The organism is Legionella massiliensis (assembly GCF_000756815.1).
Taxonomy (GTDB): domain Bacteria; phylum Pseudomonadota; class Gammaproteobacteria; order Legionellales; family Legionellaceae; genus Tatlockia; species Tatlockia massiliensis.
The window spans coordinates 1,672,184-1,693,707 of record NZ_CCVW01000001.1 but is presented as its reverse complement, the minus strand read 5'-3'; the positions used below and the strand labels follow the sequence as shown (position 1 = coordinate 1,693,707).

The window sequence follows — 21,524 nt, the reverse complement described above, 5'->3', positions numbered from 1 at the left end:
ATCTCCTTACACCATCCCCAAGATATGAAGATGGTGTTTCTGGATTTTAACGGGAGTTGAAAGAGCCTGATTCCCTTGCTGCTACAAAATTTTGGAAAATCTCTTCTTTTTCAACTGGCCCATTCATTTCCCAAAATTCGCGGGAGGAAAAGGTATGTCCATACGCTATTGAAGCTTCTTCAGCCAGCTCTGAGACATAGGCTCTTTGGTCCTCAGTTAAGTCGTCATAACTATAGTATGCTCTTGGTATAACGGGCGCTGATTGTGCAGCACCAGATCCAGCAAACATGCCATGGCTAGGAAGCTGTGAAGCAGACACCCAAGTACGTTGAGAATCTTCTTGCCCTATATGCGAACTTGAACCCATTGCTTGCCAAAGATCGGAATCATTAAATAGAGTCTCTCTTGCCTGAATATCCGACCAATAAGCCCTGTTTGCTTCGAGATCTTCCTCAATACCTCCATCACCCAAAGAGATACTTGGACCAGCACTGGTTGACGCACTTCCATACTCTTGGAATGAGGTGACGGCAGGGGAAGTAACTGCAACTGGAGGTAAGCCCTTAGCTATAATTGCCAAACCATCTTCCATATCCATGAATAGTGCGTTTAAGATCCCCTCTTGCAAAGCCTCTGCTCCAGTCACATGAATAGTCTGAAAACCCGCGGCTTGTGCCTCAGCAATGTTACTCGCAGAATCATCAAAAAAGACTAGCTCGCTCTTTGAAATATTAAAATCAGCTAAGATCTGTTCCAAACCAGGTATTTTAATACCAGTATCATCAGGAGTTGATCCAGAGTAATACTCAGGGTGTATTGTTATACCATAGTCATCGAAGAATTTTAGGGTACGGTCGACCACCTCATCACTCGTACCATTGCCGGTAACTAAAACAATTGCAATACCCTGCTCCTGTGCGCTATGTAGGAGATCTGCAGCTACAGAGCCTCCAACCATAACGTCAAAGGTTTCTGAAACATTAAAAGCCATTATTTTTGTTCCACTAGAAGCTAGTGGAGGAGCACTTGCCTCAATAACAGGCTCTACTGTATCGGCAACCTGGCGATACTCGTCTTGTACCGCTACCATACCCTCGGGAGAATTTTCTAAACTTTGCAGCAAATTAATCTCACCATTTTCCCTAAAACCTCTATGCTCATTAACAAGTCTTTGATCAGCCAAGGGCTGTCCAGCGAAGATAAGGCGTTGAGAGTCTATTGAAATACCCTCTCTCTCAGCTATCATTTTTTTGACATCAAGCCAGGTGTCTGTATTCGTAGTTTCTAAGAAAAATGTTTCGCCAGTAGGAGTTCGTACAAAAAAGCGCATGGTTTATGCCTTATAAAATTGATTTAAAAAACGCTTGGAATTTTACGTTTCAACCATTAAGCAAAAATTAAGGCTCGCTGTGATTTATCAATGATGATTATTGAAATTTGCAATGAATATTGTCAGTAATCGGTATAGAAAAAACACCATCCCCAAGATATGGGGATGGCGTTTCTGGATTTTAACGGAAGTTGAAAGAGCCTAATTCAGTTTCGGCTATAAAACTTCTGAGAATATCTTCTCTTTGAGCTTGTCCATTCATTTCCCAAAATTCAAAGGGGGTAATATCTATATCTCCATACTCTTTTGAGGATTCTATAGCCAACTGTGAGACATAGGCTCTTTGAGCTGCAGATAGGTCATCATAACGGTAGTTTAGATCTGCCACAACGGGATCTGCAGTTACAACAGGCACTGATTGCGCAGCAACAGATTGAGCAAAGAAGCCTCGGTTAGGAAGCTGTGAAGCAGAGGCCCTGGTGCGTTGATATTCTGCTCTCATATTAGCTAAGTCTTCTGCTGATAAGAGTACTGAGAAATCAGCTACTGAGCCAAAGCCAGCTTCTATTGCTTGCTGAGCAAAGTAATCGTCAAATGAAGCGACTGCAGGAGAAGCAACTGCAGCAGAACTGACTGGGGGTAGGTTATTAGCTGTAACATCCCGCCCCGCGGTTAGCGCTTCTATGATCCCCATTTGTAAGGCATCTGCTCCAGTCACATGAACAGTCTGAAAACCCGCAGCCTGTGCATCAGCAATGTTATTTGCAGAATCATCAAAAAAGACCAGCTCGCTCTTTGAAATATTAAAATCAGCTAAGATCTCTTCCAAACGAGGTACTTTACTACCGGTATCACCAGGAGTTGGTCCATAGTAATGTTTGGGGCTGATTGTTACATCATAATTTTGGAAGAATCTTAGAGTACGCTCGACCACGTCTTTGTCATAACCTGTACCATTATTGGTTACCAAAACAATTGTAATACCCTGATCTTGTGCACCTTGAAGGAGAGTTGCGGTCGTATAGCCTCCAACCATAACATCAAAGGTTCCTAAATCATCGCCAATTTGTCGTTGCCCATATCCATTATCATTGTTATCAGAGAAGGTCTGTAAGGTTTCTGAGACATCAAAAGCCATTACTTTTGTTCCGCCAGAAACTAAGGGAGGAGCACTTGCCTCAATGACAGGCTCTACTGGAGCTGCTGGAAATCTTGATGCTAAATTTTGTCTTACATAAGCTGTCATGTGTTGCAGATAGTCTGTATCACTCACAGAATCGCGGACAACTTTGCGGCCAGCATTGACATGTCCCAACAATACATTATGAAGATCTGCACCAGCCTTTGTTGCAACGGGTAAGGTTCTGGCCGAGGCCATTTCTGTCAGGAATTTTCCTAACTCTTCAATGATTACCGACTCATCATCCTCATAACCAATTTCTGTATCGATATAGTTCTCAGCTGTTGCAAAAGTTCCAGCTGGATACTGTTGTGGAGCCGGAGATGAAGATGAAGATGAAGATGAAGATGAAGATGAAGATGAAGATGAAGACGAAGACGAAGACGAAGACGAAGACGAAGACGATGTAGGATGTACTGCGGTTTGTTGAGCGGTAGTTATACTAAGATATTCACGCAACTTATCCTGGTATTTAGCCGAGGCGTGAACCTGGCGATCCTCATTTTGTACCAGTACTATACCTTGAGAAGTATGATAAGCCGTAGCAAGAGTCATAATAGGGAACTGATCATCACCAAAGTAGGTTTGCATAGGGCTACCCACACCTGACTGATATTTTGTTGGGGCATCTGTTTGATCAACTAGACTTGAACGGTGGACCGCGGTTAAAGCCAGATACGTTTTTTGCCCAAAAGCCTCGTTTTCGCATCTTTTAACAAAAGACTGATAAGCTGTTTGAAAGTCACTATGACCTGTTAAAGAAAACGTTTCTGTAGGAATAGCACTATCCTTCTCGTTTAAATAATTAACTGTCCAAAGCAGTTGGATTTCGTCGCGTTCAAAACCCTCGATCAGACTTTCTGCATTAGGCGCATTGCGTAATCTTTGCACCAAATGAACCCAGCCCTCCTCTCTGACCCCCCTATGATCATTAACAAAACTTTGATCACGCAAGAGCTCTCCAGCGAAGATAAGACGCTGAGAATCCATTGGGATACCTTCTTTTGCAGCTATCATTTGCTTGACATGAAGCCAGGTATCTGTGGCCTTAGTTTCTATGGTAATTGTTTTTCCAGTAAGAGTTCGTATAAACATTTGCATGGTTTAAACCTTATAAAATTGACTAAATTTAATTACAAAAGACCGTTTTTAGATCAATTCCATGGCCTTTGTGCTAGAAATTTTACGTTTTGGCCATTAAGCAAAAATTAAAACTCTCTGTGGTTTATCAATAATGATTATTGAAATTTGCAATGAATCTTGACTCTTACCATCTTAAGCACACCTAATTCCCGTGGCTTGACCCATAAGTATCTACACACATGTCTGTAATAGATAAACCCTGCCACCCTAACGCACGTCATCTAGAGCGTAGCGAAGGATCTCCTGAAAGCGGCACAGTACCAATCCCGGAGATCCTTCGCTACGCTCTAGATGACGTGCACTAGAGTAGTCCAAATTGGAATGCCGCATTCCAACAATTCATGTAAATTTAATACCCATATCGATCAAAATTATGTAAAAATATCATCGCTTTACACCTCCAAAAGTTGCTACGACAAAACGTAATAGGCCAGACCCGGTCTAGGTTATGGGCGATCTATTACGACAATCACGCCTCCGTTTATACGGAGAATTTAATTACACTCAAGTAGAGGTATGTTATGAAGTTCAGAGAATTAGCCGCAACCCTATCTAAGGTATTTGGAGAGCACGATATTGATGCGCGCCAGGTCATGGTCGAACCTAAAGAAATTGAATCTCAGGGATGGATGGACCAAATAGTCGAAGTTAACTGTCAGGACGAAAGCCTTGTTCTTAAATTTGAAGAAGCTCTTGTTGCCACAGTTGAAGAATTAGCAGCGACCGGTGACCTTAGCTACGATCATCCTGAAGGCACGCGCGCTAAGAGTTCATTTACCCTTTTCCCAGGAGATAACCTTAAAGAAGAACAAATCCGCATTGCTTTCCAAAAAGCATGGAAAAATGCAAGTGCTTATACTATTGAACATTCCATTTCACTGCTGGTGAATGATATGTTAACTGCCCTACCCTTTGGTTTGGATTTACTAACACCAACCCTAAATAGCAATCGTGTAAGTATGAGGCCTACACAAACTAATTTAGCAGTGAATGCAAACTTAGCTCGCACAGCAATTACTGATGCTTATATGGAAGCTATTGCTGTTGTTTTACAAGAAAATATCTTAGAGCAGCTAAAAGCAGGGACCTTCAAAGATGTAGCTACGGAAACCACTGGTCTAGGTTCTAACCGTCATACCTCTGTGCTAAAGATGATGATTCTAGATTCTCGTGAAATTGCTAATAGAGGAAAGATCTTTGCCCTTTTACAACAACCGGCTCAAAGAAAACAGCTCCTCGGCAAGGTACAACAACAGGTTGCGCAAAGCCTACAAGGCAATAGCTCTTATCGTTCTTTAGCGCTTTTGGATTTGATCGAAAAAAGTGTTGCTCGGGCATCAGCTGTATCTCAGGCTCATTTTCCTTGCCTAAGCAAAGCGCTTTCTAATTCACAAGACTTAGAATTAACTTATAAAATAGTGCCCTCCGCAACTGCAGAAGAATCCATTCATGCTCAGCGTGCTCTAAGTACTCTATTGGATACTCTAAGTGCTAGTTGTACTGCCTTAGGGATTCAAGTTAACACAGCAAAAAATACTCAAGATCAAAGTCTAACCAGTTTTTCTATTGTTCTACCTCGAACCCAGTTGATTAGCGCCATTCCCGAACATTTTCAAACACAATTTATTACTCGCTTTACCGCTACCTATCAAGAGGCTTGCCGTTCCTCTCTTTCATTATCCTTAAACCCAAGTTCTAATAGCTCTAGTCAAATCCTGCCTGAGGTCTCGAACAAAACAAATCAGGAACGCTACGACGCGCTTGTTGGTCAAGAAGCCGATCGATGGAATCCCTTGAAAAAAGGACTGTTGCAAGAGCATGTTGCTGATGTAGATCTAAGAAAGGAAATCCGCATCCTCATCGATCAGATGTTAGTTGAAAATAATTTTTTCTGTCCTCTTAAGCAAGATATCATTGATAAATCATCCTATGTGATTACTGAATTTGATACTGGAGCACATGTAAAAAAACAAGTCTTGAGTTATTTTGATAGCCATACTATTAAAGAATGGATCAAGAAGAACCCAATAAATCCATTAAATAGAAAAGAATTACTGATGAAAGATATTAAAGATGCGTCAGGACACGATAAAGAAATTTCATCATTTTTGCGCAAGTTAGAAACCTATTTTCGTCATACCCCGCCTAGCAACTTGTCTCTTGAGCATTTTAAGCAGGCTTTTGAATCTTATTTGCCAAAAGAAGCGCGTCCTGCACCAGTATCGCCAAGCAATCAAGTACCCAAAGCTGCAGCGCAGGCTGGCTTTTTTAATAGTCAATCTTCAGCAGAAACCTCGCTGTTTAAGCGGCATTTTGCCAACAAGGCAGGTCAAAAGCTTGATGTATCCTTAGTCATGATTGAAACTGATATTTCCCGTGAGCTTAAAGACGTACACCCAGGCACTCGAGATAAAACAAAAGAACAAACGGTGGTCGAGTTTGCTATTAAAGTAGGTGATTGTGTTATCCGCTCTAAACGGGATGGCGCTGTTTTTATTAGTTCAGCTGCCTCGCTTCCTATTATAAGCACTATTCCTATCGATCCTATTGTGATCGGCTCGGACGATAAAGCACTGAAAGAGGTGCTCGGGCTCAGTGAAACTAAGAGTCGAGGCTTTGCTCTCAAGGCAGTTGAATGTCTTGGCGGTTTGCAAAAGCTACCGGGGTTTATCCGTAATGGCCTTCGATCTAAAAACAGCTATCTTACTGAAGATGGGGATGAATTAGATTTTAAAACCCATTCGGAGGTCGATGAATATTGCTCTAATTCAAAATATCTAATGGACCAAAACGACGGCTTAGATTGGCTCTGGCTCAAACTTATTGATAGGTCGTTTTGGCTTAAAAATGGATTCTTTCCCCACGACTCAACCCATAAACCTGGTTCGCATGGCTGTCCTTTTGGCGACCCGAAAGTTACAGGCTCATTTCCTCTAAAATATTAATGACCTACGTCATGGCGAACTAGCATTGTTGCGTGGATAAGCAGAGCAACCGTCACTGCGTTCCTCGCAAAATGCTTTTGTGTCCCCTCTTCACCGCGCGCAACGTGGGGGAGAGGGTTAGGGAGAGCAGAACCTTTGGCGCATGAGCTGGGACTTATCAGTCATTTTTTGTATAGCTTTCTAAGTGCCATTGGGCTGACATCAGATATTAAGTTACAACTATCGCTTGACCATCTATCTACTAGAAGATAGAATGCGTTCCCATGAAACTTACACTAATGCAAGAAAAAATATTGAACACTGCTGAAAGCCTGATCCAAAAACTGGGTTATAACGCTTTTAGCTATAAAGACATTGCTCTTACCGTAGGAATTAAGACCTCTAGTATTCACTACTATTACCCTACTAAAGAGGATCTCGCTGTTGCAGTCATTGAGTGGCAGCTTGAGCGTTTGTCTGTGTTATTAAACGACCTAAAGAATGAGAGATCCTTATCTTTAAAAGATAAATTATTGTGTTTGGTCGACACTGTCATGTCGCTAACCATAAACGATGAAATGAAAATGTGTTTAGGTGGGATGCTAGCATCCGATGTGGTTACCCTACCTGAGAAAGTTAGGCTAAAAGTACGGCATTTTTTTAACATTTTGGAACAATGGATTAGAGACCTGATAGAAGCGGAAACTTTAAACAATAAGGCCTTAGCTTTATTGCATTCAGACTTTGATTTGCCGCGATATTTACTAGTGCAGATAGAAGGCGGAGTTTTGATGTCACGTTTGTATGATGATCTTTCTTATATAGAAACAGTTAAGCAATTTATTCAAAAACAGATATAAATTTTTTTTTACCACAACAATCTATCTACTGATAGATAGACAAATTAGGAGAAACTATGAATAACGCAGATTCGCTTAAAAAAGCCAGCTATATAAAATTAGTTAGTCAAACAGAGGCACAGGTTAACCTTGAAAAATTCTTAGAAAAAGGTTCGCAACTAATACGCCAAACAGAGCCCAATACCCTACTTTGGTTCGCCTTGAAAGGGTCTAATGACTTTGCAATTTTTGATGTTTTTCCCAATGAAGATGGAAGAGCACAGCATTTTGCCGGCCAGGTGGCCAAGGCATTAAAAGAAAATGCTACTAACTTAGTTGAGGGTGGATGGGAAAATGGGGTTCTCAAAAATGTTAATCATTTTGATATTATTGCCGCCAGCCCTTTTAATCCCCAAACAGTGCTTAGTGCTAAAGAAGCCTCATACATTATTTTTAAGGCGAAACCTGAGAAAAGCCAAGAACTAGAGCAGTTTTTAAAAGATGCCGCTTTAACAATTAAGCAAACAGAGCCTAATACTTATTTTTGGATTGTTTTGAAAGCCGATGAAAACACCTATGCCATCTTTGATGCCTTCGCTGATAAGGCCGCGCAAAATGCTCATTTTTCAGGCCAAGTAGCAGCAGAACTACAAGAAAAAGCTGAGAACTTGATTAGCGATGGCTGGGAAAAAGGCGTTCTCGCTAATGTTCATAATTTCCAAATTATTGCCGTTTCTTAAATTCGCGCAGCCCGTTAAGGTTTTACATTTCTATAATGTAGTCTTGATTACGCTGCGCTGCAGCACAGCGTAATCAAGGTTTTCCTTACAAATCATAACGTTGATACAAAACGCAGCCTAATCAAAGATTGCTATGCTCCATGAGAAAGAGCAGTTTTCTTTTCAACTTGCTCCCAAATGCCAGCCAAAGCTTCATCCTCTTTAATCACGGAAACATAGGGTGCATATTTATCCTGTAAATCCTCTGCAGACATTTTGTTTCTAAGAACATCTAACAACAATTTAGACGCCACAATCTGCTCATTACAGGCTTTTAAACTTTCTGTCATATGTTGAGTCATAGCCACTGTCGAGGGCATATTGCCAAACATTCCTAAAGAGACCTGAGGACTGCTAGAATCCTTAGCAGCTTCTTCTAGGTACAGATTAAATCCCTCTCGTTCCTGTTGCTTTTTCACTATGTGCTTCTTCACTTCTTGAATAGTAAAATATTTCTCGGTGAAGTAGATACTATTCGGGCGATCGCCCCAAATACCCACACCCTCATTATAAAAATCATGTTTCAGCCCCATTAGACTTGCCCAGGCATCCCGCTGCTCTTGCGAAGCAAAGGCAATGGCAAGCTCTTTGCCTTGATTCGCTTTATAAACCCCGCAAACCCCTGGCTCATTAGAGCTTTGAATAGTAATTTGATAATTCTTTTTGTCTAATTTTACAAATTCGTTAAAGGGTATGAGTCCTGTTTTATAAAATTTATCCACCAGCGGTAAATCACTTGGGCAGGAGAAGGTTAGACTTGGTGTTGGTCCCCAGTCTGCCTTACAAATCAGTTGCGGTACAATTTGGCCATTATAGACTTCCTTAACAGAGCTATTCATTTGATTCATATAAGGCGTAACTTGTACGGGGTTTTTATCTGCTGCCGCAGCAAGAATGCTATCTAGCAAATCTGCAGGCAATTTAGAAAAATTGGACCCAGACTGTAAAGCAGCTTGGTTGAGAGTCAAGGCTAAATTGACAGGATCAATCCAAGTAACTTCCAAAGGAAAATGGTAATCAAGCCCAAAATCGCTGGGTACATGTCCTGCTGCAGCTATTTGGGTCAGAACTTGCATCGAGAATTTTTTTCCGATCTTCCCGGAACGGGTGTCAGTAAAATCTCTATATTCGCGTCCTCGTAAGTCATTTCTAAAATGATCTAAGGTTTTATAAAAAGGGGGTCGCCAATCAGGGGAATACTCATTAGGCAAGTCATAAACCTGCTCATCACCAGCTAAAAGATAAAACCAACTATCGTTTTCCTTAAATACTGCAACCTCATGGTTTTGAAGTTCTTTTGTAGGCTTATTGGCAAATAAAAGAACATGGCGTTCCAAGGTCAATACATCAAGTACCATGCGTTTAACTTGCTCAGGCTTAATTGAGCTACCCTGGGGTAATTCAAAGGCATTTTGATAAAGCGTAGTCGTGTTTTTCTTTGTTGCTTCTATTGTTGCAGTAGGAAGCTGAACTTCTACAATGTAGGTAGCAAGATAAATATCCATGGAAGTAGCGGTTTGTTCCATTCCTTTTGTACTGGTTCTCTCCATCTCCTTAGTCAATAAAAGAGGTTCGGATTGCAGCTTTTGTCCTAGCGCTTCACTAATGGCATCGAAGGGTCTGGCAGCAAAATCCGCAGCAGAAATATAGATATCTTTATCATAATTATTACCATAATCATTAGTTATAGTCTTAATATGTTCATAATACTCATTGTCAACTACTCGAATAGTAATCCAACTGCTAGTCATTCCTTCTACAGGTGTTGAAGGTTGGATTGATTCATGTTTCATTTTGGCCATTAAAAAAACTCCTGGATCTAAGATAGTAATCTATGCCTATTGATTTCAGGGCTTATTCTATCCTTTTTGAACAATATTTAGCCAATTATATATATTAATATGTCATAGAGTTTTTTTCGATATCAAGGCTACATTTATTTGATTAATTATGGTTTTCAATCAAAGGATTGGGGCTTTTTTCTCAATTCCTTAAGATGACCCTGCTTAGATTTCTCATCCAACATCTTTTGCGTTGAACGCCTTGAGCGCCGTTTCTTTTGCCGCTTTATTTTTTCCTTTCTTTGCTGCTCTTTGGTTTTTTCATCACTGACTTGGGAATGTAATTTTTCGCAAAGCCTTAATCTTGCAAAATACCGGTTTTCCTCGCGGCTTCTGGAATCCTGGCATTTTATTTCTAAATTAGATGGTAGATGTTTCAAATAAACTGTTGAGGCTGTCTTATGGAGTTTTTGACCGCCCTTGCCACTGCCTAAAATAAATTTTTCAATGAGGTCGGCTTCATTGATCTGAAGTTTTGCCATCCATTCTGCTAACTTATCCCATTTGTCTTTATTAATCATATATGTTTGCCGGAGAACTAGAGAAATAATGGGCAAGCCTTTGATAAGCAGGCAGCAATTTTTGCAAAGAACTGATTCTTTCTTTGATCAGAGAAACAGGGACATGCCGTCCTGTTGCCTTCTCTCTTGCTAAGGCACGTCGCTCGGCTGTTTCAACATCTACCTCTAAGTAATAAAAATATAACTGGTAGTTTTTTTCTGTCACCAGGTGCTCTAAAAAGCTAAGCGAACTGTTTAAGGCACAGCTCCTATCATAAATAATATCTTGCTTGCGCCTTAGAGCCTCAGCCAATTCTTCTTCGGCAAGATATCGTGCTGGCATCTCCCATTTTGAAAATGCAAAGGCAGAGCCATGTCGCTGCAAATCCTCTTGATATCCCTTAAGGTTTTGCATAGTCAGATCACAGTCATGAATGAAGGCAGCGGAAGGAAAAACACCGGTTTGAATTTGCTGTTGAACAAAGGTTGTTTTCCCCGCGGCAGGCGCGCCGGCTACGGCAAACACCCGAGGTTGTCTATTTTTCATAAATTCGATGTTATAGGTTTGATATTCCATTGCAGACATTGCCAGTCTTCAGTTTGCGCTGAACTTTCAAAAACGCATAAGGCGCCCGTAGAAATTTTAATATTGTGTTTAGCCCTAAATGCAGCGAAATCGCCAGTAAGATAAGGGGCAAAGCGCGCAATGCCATTACTAGTCACAACAAGAATAGTTTTTCCAGAATATTCTTTGCGCAGCTCCTCAGCGAATAGCTTCCAGTTTTTTATAATCTCCTGCGGATCAACATTCCACCCTGGCGGAATAATCGCATTGCTTTCCCAGGCTGTTAATGCCTCTGCACCCAATCTGGCTACAACCTTTTCTTCGGGTTGATTTTCATCAATGCCGTAATCAATTTCATTAAAAATAGCTAAGGCTTCAATCGAAATGTTTAGTTGCATCGCCTTAACAGCTTGTTCTGCAGTTTGCAAGGCGCGCTTTAATTCGGAAGCAAAAATAACATCAGGAATTAAATGATGTTGTTTCAAATGAATACCGAGGTTATGTCCTTGCTGTAAACCACTTTCAACTAAGGGGAGATCGGTTCTGCCGACACGTGTAACAACATCCCCAGGCCCAAAAGTATTTCCATGTCTTGCGATAAGAAGTCTTGTAGTCATATTGAAGGTACGCCTTGTTGTAATAGTTCACCATGTTTATCAATGAGTGCTTCTGCGCGGGCAACATCTTCAGGGCTATCTATGCCTGACATATTAGCGCGATTTTTAAAATCAACGGGGACACATCGAATCGTGTAATTATTTTCCAGCAGACGCAACTGTTCTAAGCCTTCCAAGCGTTCAAATGGTCCTTCAACCAAACTGATGTATTTTTCTAGCATTGCCCGCGAATAGCCATATAAGCCAATATGGCGGAACACCGGACTCTTGTCGCTTTGTTTGCGTAGTTCATCCTCTTTGCGTATGGCAGGAAGAATAGTTTTGCTGAACCAGAAAGCCTTACCTGTTGTTTGATCAAAGACGGCTGTAGTGCCACTAAAGGGGGTGGATTGCTTGTTTTGACGCAACTTATCGAGCTGTTCCCAGGTCAACTGGGTGACGGGTGTTACTGCATCGCAAGGTGCTTTTGCAAAAGACTCAATCATTGCTTGTAAAAAGTCTGGTGGGGTCAATGGCGCATCACCTTGCATATTCAAGACAAAATCGGGCTTATCCGGCATTTGCCTGACTGCCTCTGCTACGCGGTCCGTGCCAGTTGGAGCTTCTGCTGGGGTCATTACAAAGGCAATTCCAAGTTGTCTACAATGAGCACTAATCCGCTCATCATCGGTTGCAACAATGACAGAGACATTTTCCAACCCCCGAGCCGCAGCCAAGGAGAGTTGCACAACACGCTCTAACATGGTTTGCCCACGAATCATTACTAAGGGTTTTCCGGGTAAACGGGTCGATGCATAACGTGCGGGAATAATAATAGCCGTTTTCATAACAAACTTTCTAAGCACTAAAAGGCGGTAAGCATGTCATAATTTGTACATAAAATGAAGGGGGTTTCTCGAATCGGCACCCCTCAGGTTCGAAGACGATATGTCCTCTCTCCCCTTGGGGAGAGAGTTAGAGACACTGCCGTTAAGTTAAGGAAGATTTTGTCATTCCCGCGAAGGCGGGAAACTATTTCTAGCTAAGCACAGTGCTAATGTAGAGATGGTTTCCCGCCTTCGCGGGAATGACAAATGCCCTTAACTTAATGGCAGTGAGAGCTAGAGAGAGGGGGGATGCGGCATAAACTTACTTTAGTTGACGCCATTGCCTTTCCTCATCCCTGAGAAAAGGGAAAAATCACATCAGCTATTAGTAAAACCTTGCGACTCTTGATCGAGTTCAGCTACCTTCTTATCAACCTCATCACTCTGAGCAGGAGAATCGAAGAGACTATTGAGTTCAGGGTCCTTCTTATCAACCCCATCCTTCTGAGCAGGAGAATTGAAGATACTATTGAGCACCAGAGGTGATTTAATAACCTCTTTGGATTTCAATATTTCATTAGCCCAGCTGTTATAGAGATCATCTAACTTGGCAAACTCTCGAAGTCTGGTTTCAGGTAGCCTAACCTTAAAAACAGTATCTATCTGGCTAATGCTATCAGGGTCTAACTTCCAGAATGTTGCCCAGGTCTCAGCTGCTGTTCTTGAATGAAATGAGCAAAATGAAACTGTCTCACCCTTTGTAGCTCCCCAAACCACTACATTTGGAGTTAATTTAAAATTCAAAAGTTTTTTAGCTACATTAGATTGATTCTCATCCTTGCTATCCAGATAGGCTTCAAGTCGACCATCGCCAACAACCACATAAAAACAGTCGGTTAAGACACCAACAGGATTCGTAAAAGCGTTGGAAGGTGCAGGTCTAGGATCGGCATGATCCTTTATTGGCCATTGTTTAGCAAAGCGGGTTGCTTTAGCCTCATCTTGAAATTTACAAAAAGCGACCATTTTCCCAGCTTTTGCCATTTCTGGATTAGAATCATCTACCCAGCAAACTTCATCAGGGTATGGAATTGCATCCCGCGGTGAAGCTACCTTTCGAGGTGGTAAAGCAGGCTTTGGTTTTTTTGCTAACTTCCGCAGTCCTGCGCTAATACAATTTATCAGCTTCTCAGGATTTTCATCAGCAAATTTGAAGCCTACCCTTTTAAGCAGCATTCCCGCTATCAAAATCTGTAAGGTCCTTACAGATTTATCTCCTTCAACCCTTGTTTGTTTAAAAAAGGCTCGTAGGATATTGACTGGGTTAGTCATAAATTTAAAACCGAAAGCGCCAACCAGTTTACTGGGGTCGGCTGCAAAGCAATACTCAAGGGTTCTAAGAGATTTATCAAAGCAAGCTTGCTTTTTCTCTTTATCAGGACCCTGCAAATAACTCTCTTTAACCAAATAAAAAAGCTCGCGAATATCTTTAGTCGTTATGATTTTAAAGGCACTTTTGAACGACTCATGAGGAACGTCCGAAAGCTCATCAACTAGCTGTACTTGATTGAAGAAATTGGGGTGAATATAGGCAACCGCCTTCTTAGCGTCGCTTCCCAAAAAAGCCATGAGCACATCCCTAGATACCGCAGGAAATTTATTAAGCTGCAAAATTTCAAAACATTTTCTTGCATCCGCTTCTTCGGCAAAATTTATAGCCAAGTGCCCAAAAGATGATTCAAAAACACCAAGTGAACCTGGTTTTGTCCCTTTGGATTTTTCAAAAATAATCTTCCCTTGGGTTGCATCGTATTTAATAAAGGATTCAGCAGACTTACAAGCTTGTTTTAGTTTGTTATAAATTGCTTCTCCCTTAGCTGCAGGATAATAAAACTCTATATTACCAGTTGCTTCATCACGCACAGCCTTGTCGTAGTCTGCACCAAAACTTACATGAGCCCACTCGGAATACTGTTCCTTGGCTTGACGATTGGCTGCCTTTTGTGGTTTTTCTGGTGTAGCGATAACTTCCTCTTGAGAAGGCGTTATATCTGCGGGTTGCTCTTCCTGGGGCTGACGATTGGCTGCCTTTTGCGGTTGTTCTGGCACAGGGATAACTTCCGCTTGGGGAGGCGCTTTATCTGGAGAATCAGGTAATGCGGGTACCTCAGGTTGCGCTTCAAGTTGGCCTTCTACTACAGGATAGCCAGGTAAACTATGTGCTTCCTTTTTTGTTTTTATACGAAGTTCTTCATATTTGGCTTGTGGAAAAATTGCTAACTCTGCGAATTGCGGTAAATTCAAGCCCGGATTGTCATTACAAAATTTCTTATATTGTTCTCCAGTCATAGGATAAATAGCCTTTCCTGAAGACATTTCTATCGGGTCGCTCACCCGTCTCATACCGCCTTTACCCAATGGACCTGTATTAGGAAAACACTTTTTGTAATCGCCCTTATAGTTCGTGTCATAATAGCTTGCGAACATATAAGCATCCCTGTGATTATCAAATTCCAGGAAACAGGTTTCCTCCTTATTTGCCATTTTTGCGACAGTTATAACAGGATAAGTCTTAAAGGATCTGGTCTCTTTCTCAATGTTTGAGAGCATAGGATAGATTTCAGGAGACTCTTTAACAAACTTTTCATACACAGCCTTCTCCATGCGTACAATAATTCCCTCCACAACTACCTCGGGTTGAGGAAAAAAGAGCTGGCCTATTTTGGTATCACGGCAAGGTATAGAGGGAATATTAAATGCAGCAAGATATTCTTCTACCTGTTTCTGTTGTTCACTAGGGAATTGTAGATAAACAAAACGGTCATCCTGAGTATATTGCGCCTCTTTCGCAGTGAGGGCATATTTCTTTTTAGCCTCCTTAGATTCTGGGATTAATCTCTCAATAATCGTATTATTCAAATCTAAAAAGTTGTTCTTGCTTTCCGGATAAACACGGGGGCTTAGGGTATGTTGACCAACCCAATACATCCAGCGCCAGGGAATCGCATCGAAGCCATAGATAGCACCACCAAGCTGCCCCGCTACTGCGCCATTGGAATCAGCATCCCCTCCTGCCAAAACCAATGTTGCAAGAAGCATCTCAAAGGATTCTGAGTGATTTAATGCATGGAGCACAAGTGGTATGTTATCCATAACATAAGCACCGTAATATCCCCTATCAACGTCATTATCCTTTTTATTAATTATCCCCTCTTCCGCATGCTTTTCTGGCATTGGTAGTTCCCAGATCCTTGATTTACACAAGGCCTCTACTTGGGGAGCGAGGGTAACTATACCTTCTTTGGTATATCCGCTTTCCATTGTTGGTAAAACTTGTGAATTGGCCACTTGAATGAAATAGTCAAGATTCTCCTTGCTAAGAAGCCATTTTATAAGCTCTTTAGGATCTTTAATGCGGCTATGTCGAGCTTGCCAGATTAAGAAGGTTAAAAAACGGGAAGTATCTGCACTCTGCCTGCCAGGAGTCGTTACAATGGATTGGCGATAAGCAAGCTCCATCGCTTCTTCAAGAGTTTTTGCATAGAGAGCACAGGCTCCGAGACGCATAATACTGGCATTACCATTAGCAAATTCTAGTTTTTTATTTCTGTCAGTTTCATCCTTTGCCCCAGAAATGGTTTGCTGATAAGAGAAAGCAGCCGGATTTGCCTTAGCCTCAGCGATGATTTTTTTAAGTTTACCCTCTGCTAACAGCAGATCTTTCTTTAATGCGTTTAAGGGCTCAGACAGTGGTTCCTTTGAATTCAGATTTTCAAGTAAACACTCGATAGTTTCGACATTAACTTTGAAGGCTTTGCTTTTTTTAGAGGTTTCCAGATTTTTATACTCATCAGCCTTATCCTTGCTTTTAAGATCATCTATAGGGAGTCGAAGAAGACTGGGAAGTTTAGGTATCGAACCCACATACTCAATCATTTGAAAGCTCAGATTTATTTCCGCCTGCGTACCAGCCAGGGAACTCCATTGGAAAAACATTTTCCCAACTGTTTTACCTAAACCAACAGATGGAAAGGAATTTTCCGGGCTAAGCCCACTATATAGACCCTTGGTATACCAGTCAGCGATGCGATCCATAAAATAGGCACTGGGGAACTTCTCCAGCTTAGCTCTACGCATGTACTCCAGTGCATCAGCAAGGCATGCGGACTGCGCGGCATCATCTGACCATTGACCTGGTTTATTGTAAAACTCCCCTGTTGGCCCACCCTTCCCCTCAGGGGAAAGTTTAGATGCTGCTTCCTGGGTTATTCCCTTGTAATCTATTAGAGCGTATTCCTTGTGTACACCTAGCCCATCCCCGACAAAATTTCCGGCTAAGATACCTTTGGACCTATTAACATAAATCTTCAATTCGTCACTATTTTGCGGTACTTCAAATCGCTCTTGCATTGCTTATTCCTTCATGTAAATCAAATCTTACCTAGTTTACATAAGGGGAATTAGCCTCTTATTAGAGGATATACGTAAAAATACGAAGGATGGTCTGTTGGGCACTGTCATTAAGTTAAGGAAGGTTTTGTCATTCCCGCGAAGGCGGGAAACCATCTCTACATTGGCACTGTGTTTAGCCAGAAATAGTTTCCCGCCTTCGCGGGAATGACAAATGCCCTTAACTTAATGGCAGTGAGTCTCTTGGGGGACTAGCTCCGTTCAGGCTGAGTTGCTCAAACCAAACGGTTTCTGATGAACCTTTCAACCCAGCCTACACTAAACAATGTTAGGTACTACCCCAACAGTTTCTTGATGAGCAGCCTCAGCATCTCTTTTGGCTACCTCTACTGGATGGTTATGCGAAAACAAAGACTGTCTTATAGTACTTGGTCTTACAACTTCTTTTGTTTCTTCGTTTCTACCCCATTTATGCATTTCCCCATCCTTTATTAGTGGGTTGGTCAACATATGATTTGGGTAATAATCAACTTTTAATGGGGTTGCATAATTCTCAAAATGCTCCATGAATCGCTTGGCAATAGAGAGCGCTTTGTCGTTTACATCGCAAAACCATAGTTTGATATTGGCATAGTCTGTGTTCAATGCTCCATCGGCAATCATTCGATTAGCCACCTCATCAATAGGAATCGCTGCTTTTCCGCCGCTTATTGAATAGGCCCAGTCGTGGAATGGAAGATGTTTTACTAAGTCATAGGCTAAAGCGGGGTTTGTCATTCTTGCGAACGATTTTCCACCAGGCTCACAATCAAGTCCATGCCCTAAGACATAAATCGTTGAGTTGATAGGTAGGGATGTTAAATCGCAATGTTCATGATAAAGAATTTTAAATTTTTTCCCTTGGTGTTTGCTATTTTTTTTAAACGTCTTGATATCGTCTAAGGTCTTCTCGGAAAGCTCATCTTGTTTAAAGGGGACATAGAGGTAGCCATCTGCAGGCTCCCTTCCATAAAAATAATTTTTACCATAGTGGGATAAAACCTTTTTTACACTTTGCCAAATACTATCAATCATAAGAACACCAAAAACATACAACTTGGCTTATTTTATAACCAATTGATTAATGTTTTATTAACACGACTAAGTATTGATTCACAATTTACCAGTGCTGGGTATCGTATTTAATACGGTACTTCCCCGTCATGAGAAGCAATTAAACTATTAGGTCTTATTTTGACTTTATTGACTTAAGGAGTTCCACGTGCGTTACACTATTAAAGATTCCTCGGGAGAAATAATTAACTCTGGATCTTCAAGAGAAGAATTAGATAATTTTGCAAAAGAACAGCATCTCTTTTGTCAGGAAGGCTACTATCTTTTAGAAATTAGAAGGCAGCAGGCCTATCAAGAACCCCTTTATTTCAGCTTATACAAAATATCAGAGGACTGGTGGGAGATTGCTACTTATTTTGACAGGGCAGAACAACACCCAGAATTCGATAGCTTCCAACCCCTAAAAACCCTGCCTGGGGTAAAAAGCTTCAATCAGCAAGACCTCGTGTTTATGCCAAAACAGTTGCTAAAGTTATTACCACAGAAAGCTCAGGGCATAGTGAGCTCTTTTTCAGAAAAGGTTCTAGTTGGGGCAAGCTCTTCCTCAAGCTCAAGCTCCTCATCAAATTCACCAGCAAGCGTAAAATGGCCAGATTGCTTTTACGATAAAAATGGTGTTTTTCTAGAAAATCCACGAATTTTTCCAGATGGACATAATGAAAACTGGGCTGAGGCCGATTTTCAATATGCCAAGGCTAATAATGGTTATGATGCCCAAGGAACTCCCTTTGTTCCCAATAGACCCTTAATGCTTGCATTCCGCCATTATCGGGAACAGTGGAACCAGTACCTGCTTGCCCCAAACGAGCAAGTTTATACTCTATGGCTAAAACAGTTTTACGAGAATGAAGATCTTGCTAATGATGAATTTTCCTATGAACCAATTGTCCGCAAAGTCATTGACCCAAAGGGTAAGGCAGAGCAGCCTTTTAGTATTCAACCCACAACGCTCTACGTCACTCCAGCCGAATTAGAAAAACAAATTCCCTTGCATGTAACTCGTGAAAGCAACGTCGCCGTCAATAATGTTATTGATAAAAGAACAGGATTAGCCTTTATACCTGAAAATAAGGCCTTTGACTCTGCCTTACTGGCTTTTGCAGAATTACCCGCTCGTTATGCGCAAATGCATAAACTCAATGATAAGCCCCTAAGCCCTCAGGAAAAATCAGAGGTTGAAGAATATGCCTATTATATGAAAAAGAGACGGGCTATCTTAGAAAGAGAACAAAACTTAAAAGCTATTTTTGAAGATACAAAGCATCCAAAAATGAGACAATTACTAGAAAAATACGGTCAAAAAAATGCAATTCCCGCAAGCGAGAAAACTGCATTTAGAAAGCATATAGAGCGTTTTTTTCATGAAGATGTTAATATTTCTGCTCAAGATAAAAACCTATTAAAGCTTTATCATCACAATTACAAAAGTTGGGAAATCGAGTTAAAAGAAGCAGAGAAAAGACTTAAAGATCTGCGTGCTTATTGCTCAGCGAGTCTTAGAGGGGGAATCCTCGAGCAAAGAGCCGCAGATTATCAACTAATCGATGGGTACAAACCTGAATCCTCACCTATTTTTCAGAACGATCTAGCACTATTTTGGATGCTCACTACCTACCGTCAGTTTTTAGATGAACTAGGGATTTCTCTAGGAGAAAACCATCATCCAGAAGTGCAACTTTTTCTTGATAAGATACGCTCAGTCCAAATTTCACCTTTATGCCGATATTTTGACGAAAAATATGATGGTCTTTATCTGTGGTTAAAAGACAAATATAGGGTTGAATTTCAGGAAATGCGCAGCAGACTTCCCAAGTTAGCATATGGGATAGTAAAGACCTTAAAATCCCATTCCGATGAAGAAGTTAAGAGCCTTATTGCTGATATTTTACAGAGGCTTAATCAATATCAAATCAATAGTTCTCTAATTCTATTAGAGAAGCTTGAGCTTATTAGTCATCAAATAGTACAAAAACCAGTTCAGACCGATAACCACGCGCAAATAGAACAAGAAGCAAAAAATTTTATTAGAACCTTAAATTTGAATTTTGATCACCTTAGTCTACTAGATAATAAAGAGCGTTCAGCAGCAAAAAATCTAGCTGACTTCAAAGAAAGACCCCTTGTGAATCTTTCTGAACAACTAAGTTTATGTCTAAGACCAAATACCCCCATTAAAAAACCGGAACCCTCCTCGTCTCTAACAGCGCAAAGCAAGAGTTTTAGGTGTTTACTCTTAGGTGACCCAGGGGTTGGCAAGTCTTGCCTGTTACTACGTTTTACTGAGGATCACTATACAGATAGTTACATCTCAACCATTGGCGTTGACTACAAACTAAGAACGATGGATGTATTGGGAGTAAAAACCAGTTTAAGAGTTTATGACACCGTAGGACAAAATCGCTTTGCTGTTGTTAATGCGAGCCGGATGATTAGACCTAATGGATATCTATGCTGTTTTGATTTAACGGATAGAGAAAGTTTCCGACATATAAAACAATGGATTGAAGAAGTTAAACACTATAACGCAGATCTTCCTATTCTAATTGTTGCGACCAAAGCTGATATGACCCAGGATCAATGTGTAACGCGGGAAGAATTCGAAAACTTCTGTGCGGAAGTCAATTATCCAGGTGTTTACACTAGTGCAAAGACGGGACTAAATGTCGAGCTTGCTTTCACAACAATGGCGGCTGACCTCTTATTAAACAACGGCTTACAATTATATCTACCTGTCCCTAAACCAACTAAGGAAGAACCATGGCTGTTTCGCTTTTATAACAAGGCAGTGAACTTTATTACATCAGAGGACAAGGAAACTCCGAATCACGAGGCTAGGCTAAAATAAGCTGGGCTAGGTAGGCACTGCAGACGTTACCTCCCAAAGACGTACGTCATGTCGAACGTAGAGAGACATCTCCTGAGTGTGGCAATGTGCTAATCCCGGAGATCCCTCACTCCGTTCGGGATGACGTGGTCTTTATCGATGTTTGCCCCAAAGAGGCTGGGGCTCTCAGCCCGAATGGATGTAATTATCCTAAACAAAAACAAGCCAATTTCTTGCACCTAATTGAGACATTGTGCATTGATTAAAACCAAACAAAGGAGTATCTTAGAATCATAGGGAGTTGGTTTTGCACGGCTAATAGCGGAAAGAGAGGAAGCCAGATTGGTGGTAGTGTGTGCATGCTTAGAGATTCTAAGAAGCCTAATCTACGTCCTGAGGAATCCACTTAGAAGAACAAACCGTTGCAAAACCGCTCACTACATACAACTTTTAAATACTATCCACTATCATTTCTCTTTCTTTAACCCACAGTTAAACCATTTTTCAACAATGCTAAGTGTTTTTGACTGAACCCAATATAAATGATACAAAGTGTCTGGATTGTTCACTTTATGGAGTTGTATTATGTTTTTGTTCAATAAAAAGCTCGCCATGTTATCCCTGTAATTACCCTACTCCAGGCATTTTCTTGT

At 41.1% G+C, this 21,524-nt stretch carries 13 protein-coding genes; 4 read left to right on the top strand and 9 right to left on the bottom strand.

The features are described from left to right. Positions 1–46 precede the first annotated feature (46 nt). Both BN1094_RS07215 and BN1094_RS18800 read right to left on the bottom strand, forming a co-directional pair. Positions 47–1,330 carry a ubiquitin-like protein gene (locus BN1094_RS07215; RefSeq protein ID WP_043873584.1) on the bottom strand — a complete coding sequence of 428 codons (1,284 nt, stop codon included), beginning with the start codon at positions 1,328–1,330 and terminating at the stop codon, positions 47–49. A gap of 181 nt (positions 1,331–1,511) precedes the next feature. Continuing rightward, positions 1,512–3,611, bottom strand: a complete 2,100-nt coding sequence (locus tag BN1094_RS18800; RefSeq protein WP_052403179.1) for a ubiquitin-like protein — start codon at positions 3,609–3,611, stop codon at positions 1,512–1,514. Positions 3,612–4,174: 563 nt separating this feature from the next. Between BN1094_RS18800 and BN1094_RS07205 the strand changes: the two genes are divergently transcribed. From BN1094_RS07205 to BN1094_RS07195, 3 genes are all read left to right on the top strand, one after another. Continuing rightward, entirely contained in the window at positions 4,175–6,598 is a 2,424-nt protein-coding gene (locus BN1094_RS07205; protein ID WP_043873583.1) for a hypothetical protein, read from the top strand. Between the two features lie 263 nt (positions 6,599–6,861). After that, positions 6,862–7,437, top strand: coding sequence for a TetR/AcrR family transcriptional regulator (locus BN1094_RS07200; RefSeq protein WP_043873582.1), 576 nt, complete (start codon positions 6,862–6,864; stop codon positions 7,435–7,437). 56 nt (positions 7,438–7,493) lie between these two features. After that, positions 7,494–8,156: a putative quinol monooxygenase gene (locus BN1094_RS07195; protein WP_043873581.1), complete on the top strand. Its 663-nt coding sequence runs from the start codon at positions 7,494–7,496 to the stop codon at positions 8,154–8,156. 131 nt (positions 8,157–8,287) lie between these two features. On the opposite strand, the gene BN1094_RS07190 is transcribed toward BN1094_RS07195, so the two are convergent. The 7 genes from BN1094_RS07190 to BN1094_RS07160 all read right to left on the bottom strand — a co-directional run bounded on the left by BN1094_RS07190 (position 8,288) and on the right by BN1094_RS07160 (position 18,008). Next, positions 8,288–9,997 (bottom strand): hypothetical protein, encoded by a 1,710-nt coding sequence (locus BN1094_RS07190; protein WP_043873580.1) that lies wholly within the window; start codon positions 9,995–9,997, stop codon positions 8,288–8,290. A 155-nt stretch (positions 9,998–10,152) separates the two neighbouring features. After that, the gene (locus BN1094_RS07185) at positions 10,153–10,557 is read right to left on the bottom strand and encodes a peptide chain release factor family protein (protein WP_043873579.1); all 405 of its coding nucleotides are present in this window, start codon (positions 10,555–10,557) and stop codon (positions 10,153–10,155) included. After that, the gene (locus BN1094_RS07180) at positions 10,550–11,083 is read right to left on the bottom strand and encodes a zeta toxin family protein (protein ID WP_043873578.1); all 534 of its coding nucleotides are present in this window, start codon (positions 11,081–11,083) and stop codon (positions 10,550–10,552) included. The genes BN1094_RS07185 and BN1094_RS07180 overlap by 8 nt, the downstream gene beginning before the upstream one ends. Then, positions 11,080–11,718: a histidine phosphatase family protein gene (locus tag BN1094_RS07175; RefSeq protein WP_043873577.1), complete on the bottom strand. Its 639-nt coding sequence runs from the start codon at positions 11,716–11,718 to the stop codon at positions 11,080–11,082. Before BN1094_RS07175 ends, BN1094_RS07180 begins: the two co-directional genes overlap by 4 nt. Continuing rightward, the gene (locus BN1094_RS07170) at positions 11,715–12,545 is read right to left on the bottom strand and encodes a 3-deoxy-manno-octulosonate cytidylyltransferase (protein ID WP_043873576.1); all 831 of its coding nucleotides are present in this window, start codon (positions 12,543–12,545) and stop codon (positions 11,715–11,717) included. The genes BN1094_RS07175 and BN1094_RS07170 overlap by 4 nt, the downstream gene beginning before the upstream one ends. A gap of 357 nt (positions 12,546–12,902) precedes the next feature. Then, the gene (locus tag BN1094_RS07165) at positions 12,903–16,934 is read right to left on the bottom strand and encodes an ADP-ribosylglycohydrolase family protein (RefSeq protein ID WP_043873575.1); all 4,032 of its coding nucleotides are present in this window, start codon (positions 16,932–16,934) and stop codon (positions 12,903–12,905) included. Positions 16,935–17,252: 318 nt separating this feature from the next. After that, positions 17,253–18,008, bottom strand: coding sequence for a hypothetical protein (locus BN1094_RS07160; protein WP_043873574.1), 756 nt, complete (start codon positions 18,006–18,008; stop codon positions 17,253–17,255). Positions 18,009–18,195: 187 nt separating this feature from the next. On the opposite strand from BN1094_RS07160, the gene BN1094_RS07155 reads away from it, so the two are divergent. After that, on the top strand, positions 18,196–20,892 hold the full coding sequence (locus BN1094_RS07155) for a GTP-binding protein (protein ID WP_043873573.1): 2,697 nt from the start codon (positions 18,196–18,198) through the stop codon (positions 20,890–20,892). Positions 20,893–21,524 lie beyond the last annotated feature (632 nt).

Excerpts from the sequence above, each read along its gene's own strand:
- BN1094_RS07215 (WP_043873584.1), bottom strand. The coding sequence starts at position 1,330 with ATGCGCTTTTTTGTACGAACTCCTACTGGCGAAACATTTTTCTTAGAA.
- BN1094_RS18800 (WP_052403179.1), bottom strand. The coding sequence starts at position 3,611 with ATGCAAATGTTTATACGAACTCTTACTGGAAAAACAATTACCATAGAA.
- BN1094_RS07205 (WP_043873583.1), top strand. The coding sequence starts at position 4,175 with ATGAAGTTCAGAGAATTAGCCGCAACCCTATCTAAGGTATTTGGAGAG.
- BN1094_RS07200 (WP_043873582.1), top strand. The coding sequence starts at position 6,862 with ATGAAACTTACACTAATGCAAGAAAAAATATTGAACACTGCTGAAAGC.
- BN1094_RS07195 (WP_043873581.1), top strand. The coding sequence starts at position 7,494 with ATGAATAACGCAGATTCGCTTAAAAAAGCCAGCTATATAAAATTAGTT.
- BN1094_RS07190 (WP_043873580.1), bottom strand. The coding sequence starts at position 9,997 with ATGGCCAAAATGAAACATGAATCAATCCAACCTTCAACACCTGTAGAA.
- BN1094_RS07185 (WP_043873579.1), bottom strand. The coding sequence starts at position 10,557 with ATGATTAATAAAGACAAATGGGATAAGTTAGCAGAATGGATGGCAAAA.
- BN1094_RS07180 (WP_043873578.1), bottom strand. The coding sequence starts at position 11,083 with ATGAAAAATAGACAACCTCGGGTGTTTGCCGTAGCCGGCGCGCCTGCC.
- BN1094_RS07175 (WP_043873577.1), bottom strand. The coding sequence starts at position 11,718 with ATGACTACAAGACTTCTTATCGCAAGACATGGAAATACTTTTGGGCCT.
- BN1094_RS07170 (WP_043873576.1), bottom strand. The coding sequence starts at position 12,545 with ATGAAAACGGCTATTATTATTCCCGCACGTTATGCATCGACCCGTTTA.
- BN1094_RS07165 (WP_043873575.1), bottom strand. The coding sequence starts at position 16,934 with ATGCAAGAGCGATTTGAAGTACCGCAAAATAGTGACGAATTGAAGATT.
- BN1094_RS07160 (WP_043873574.1), bottom strand. The coding sequence starts at position 18,008 with ATGATTGATAGTATTTGGCAAAGTGTAAAAAAGGTTTTATCCCACTAT.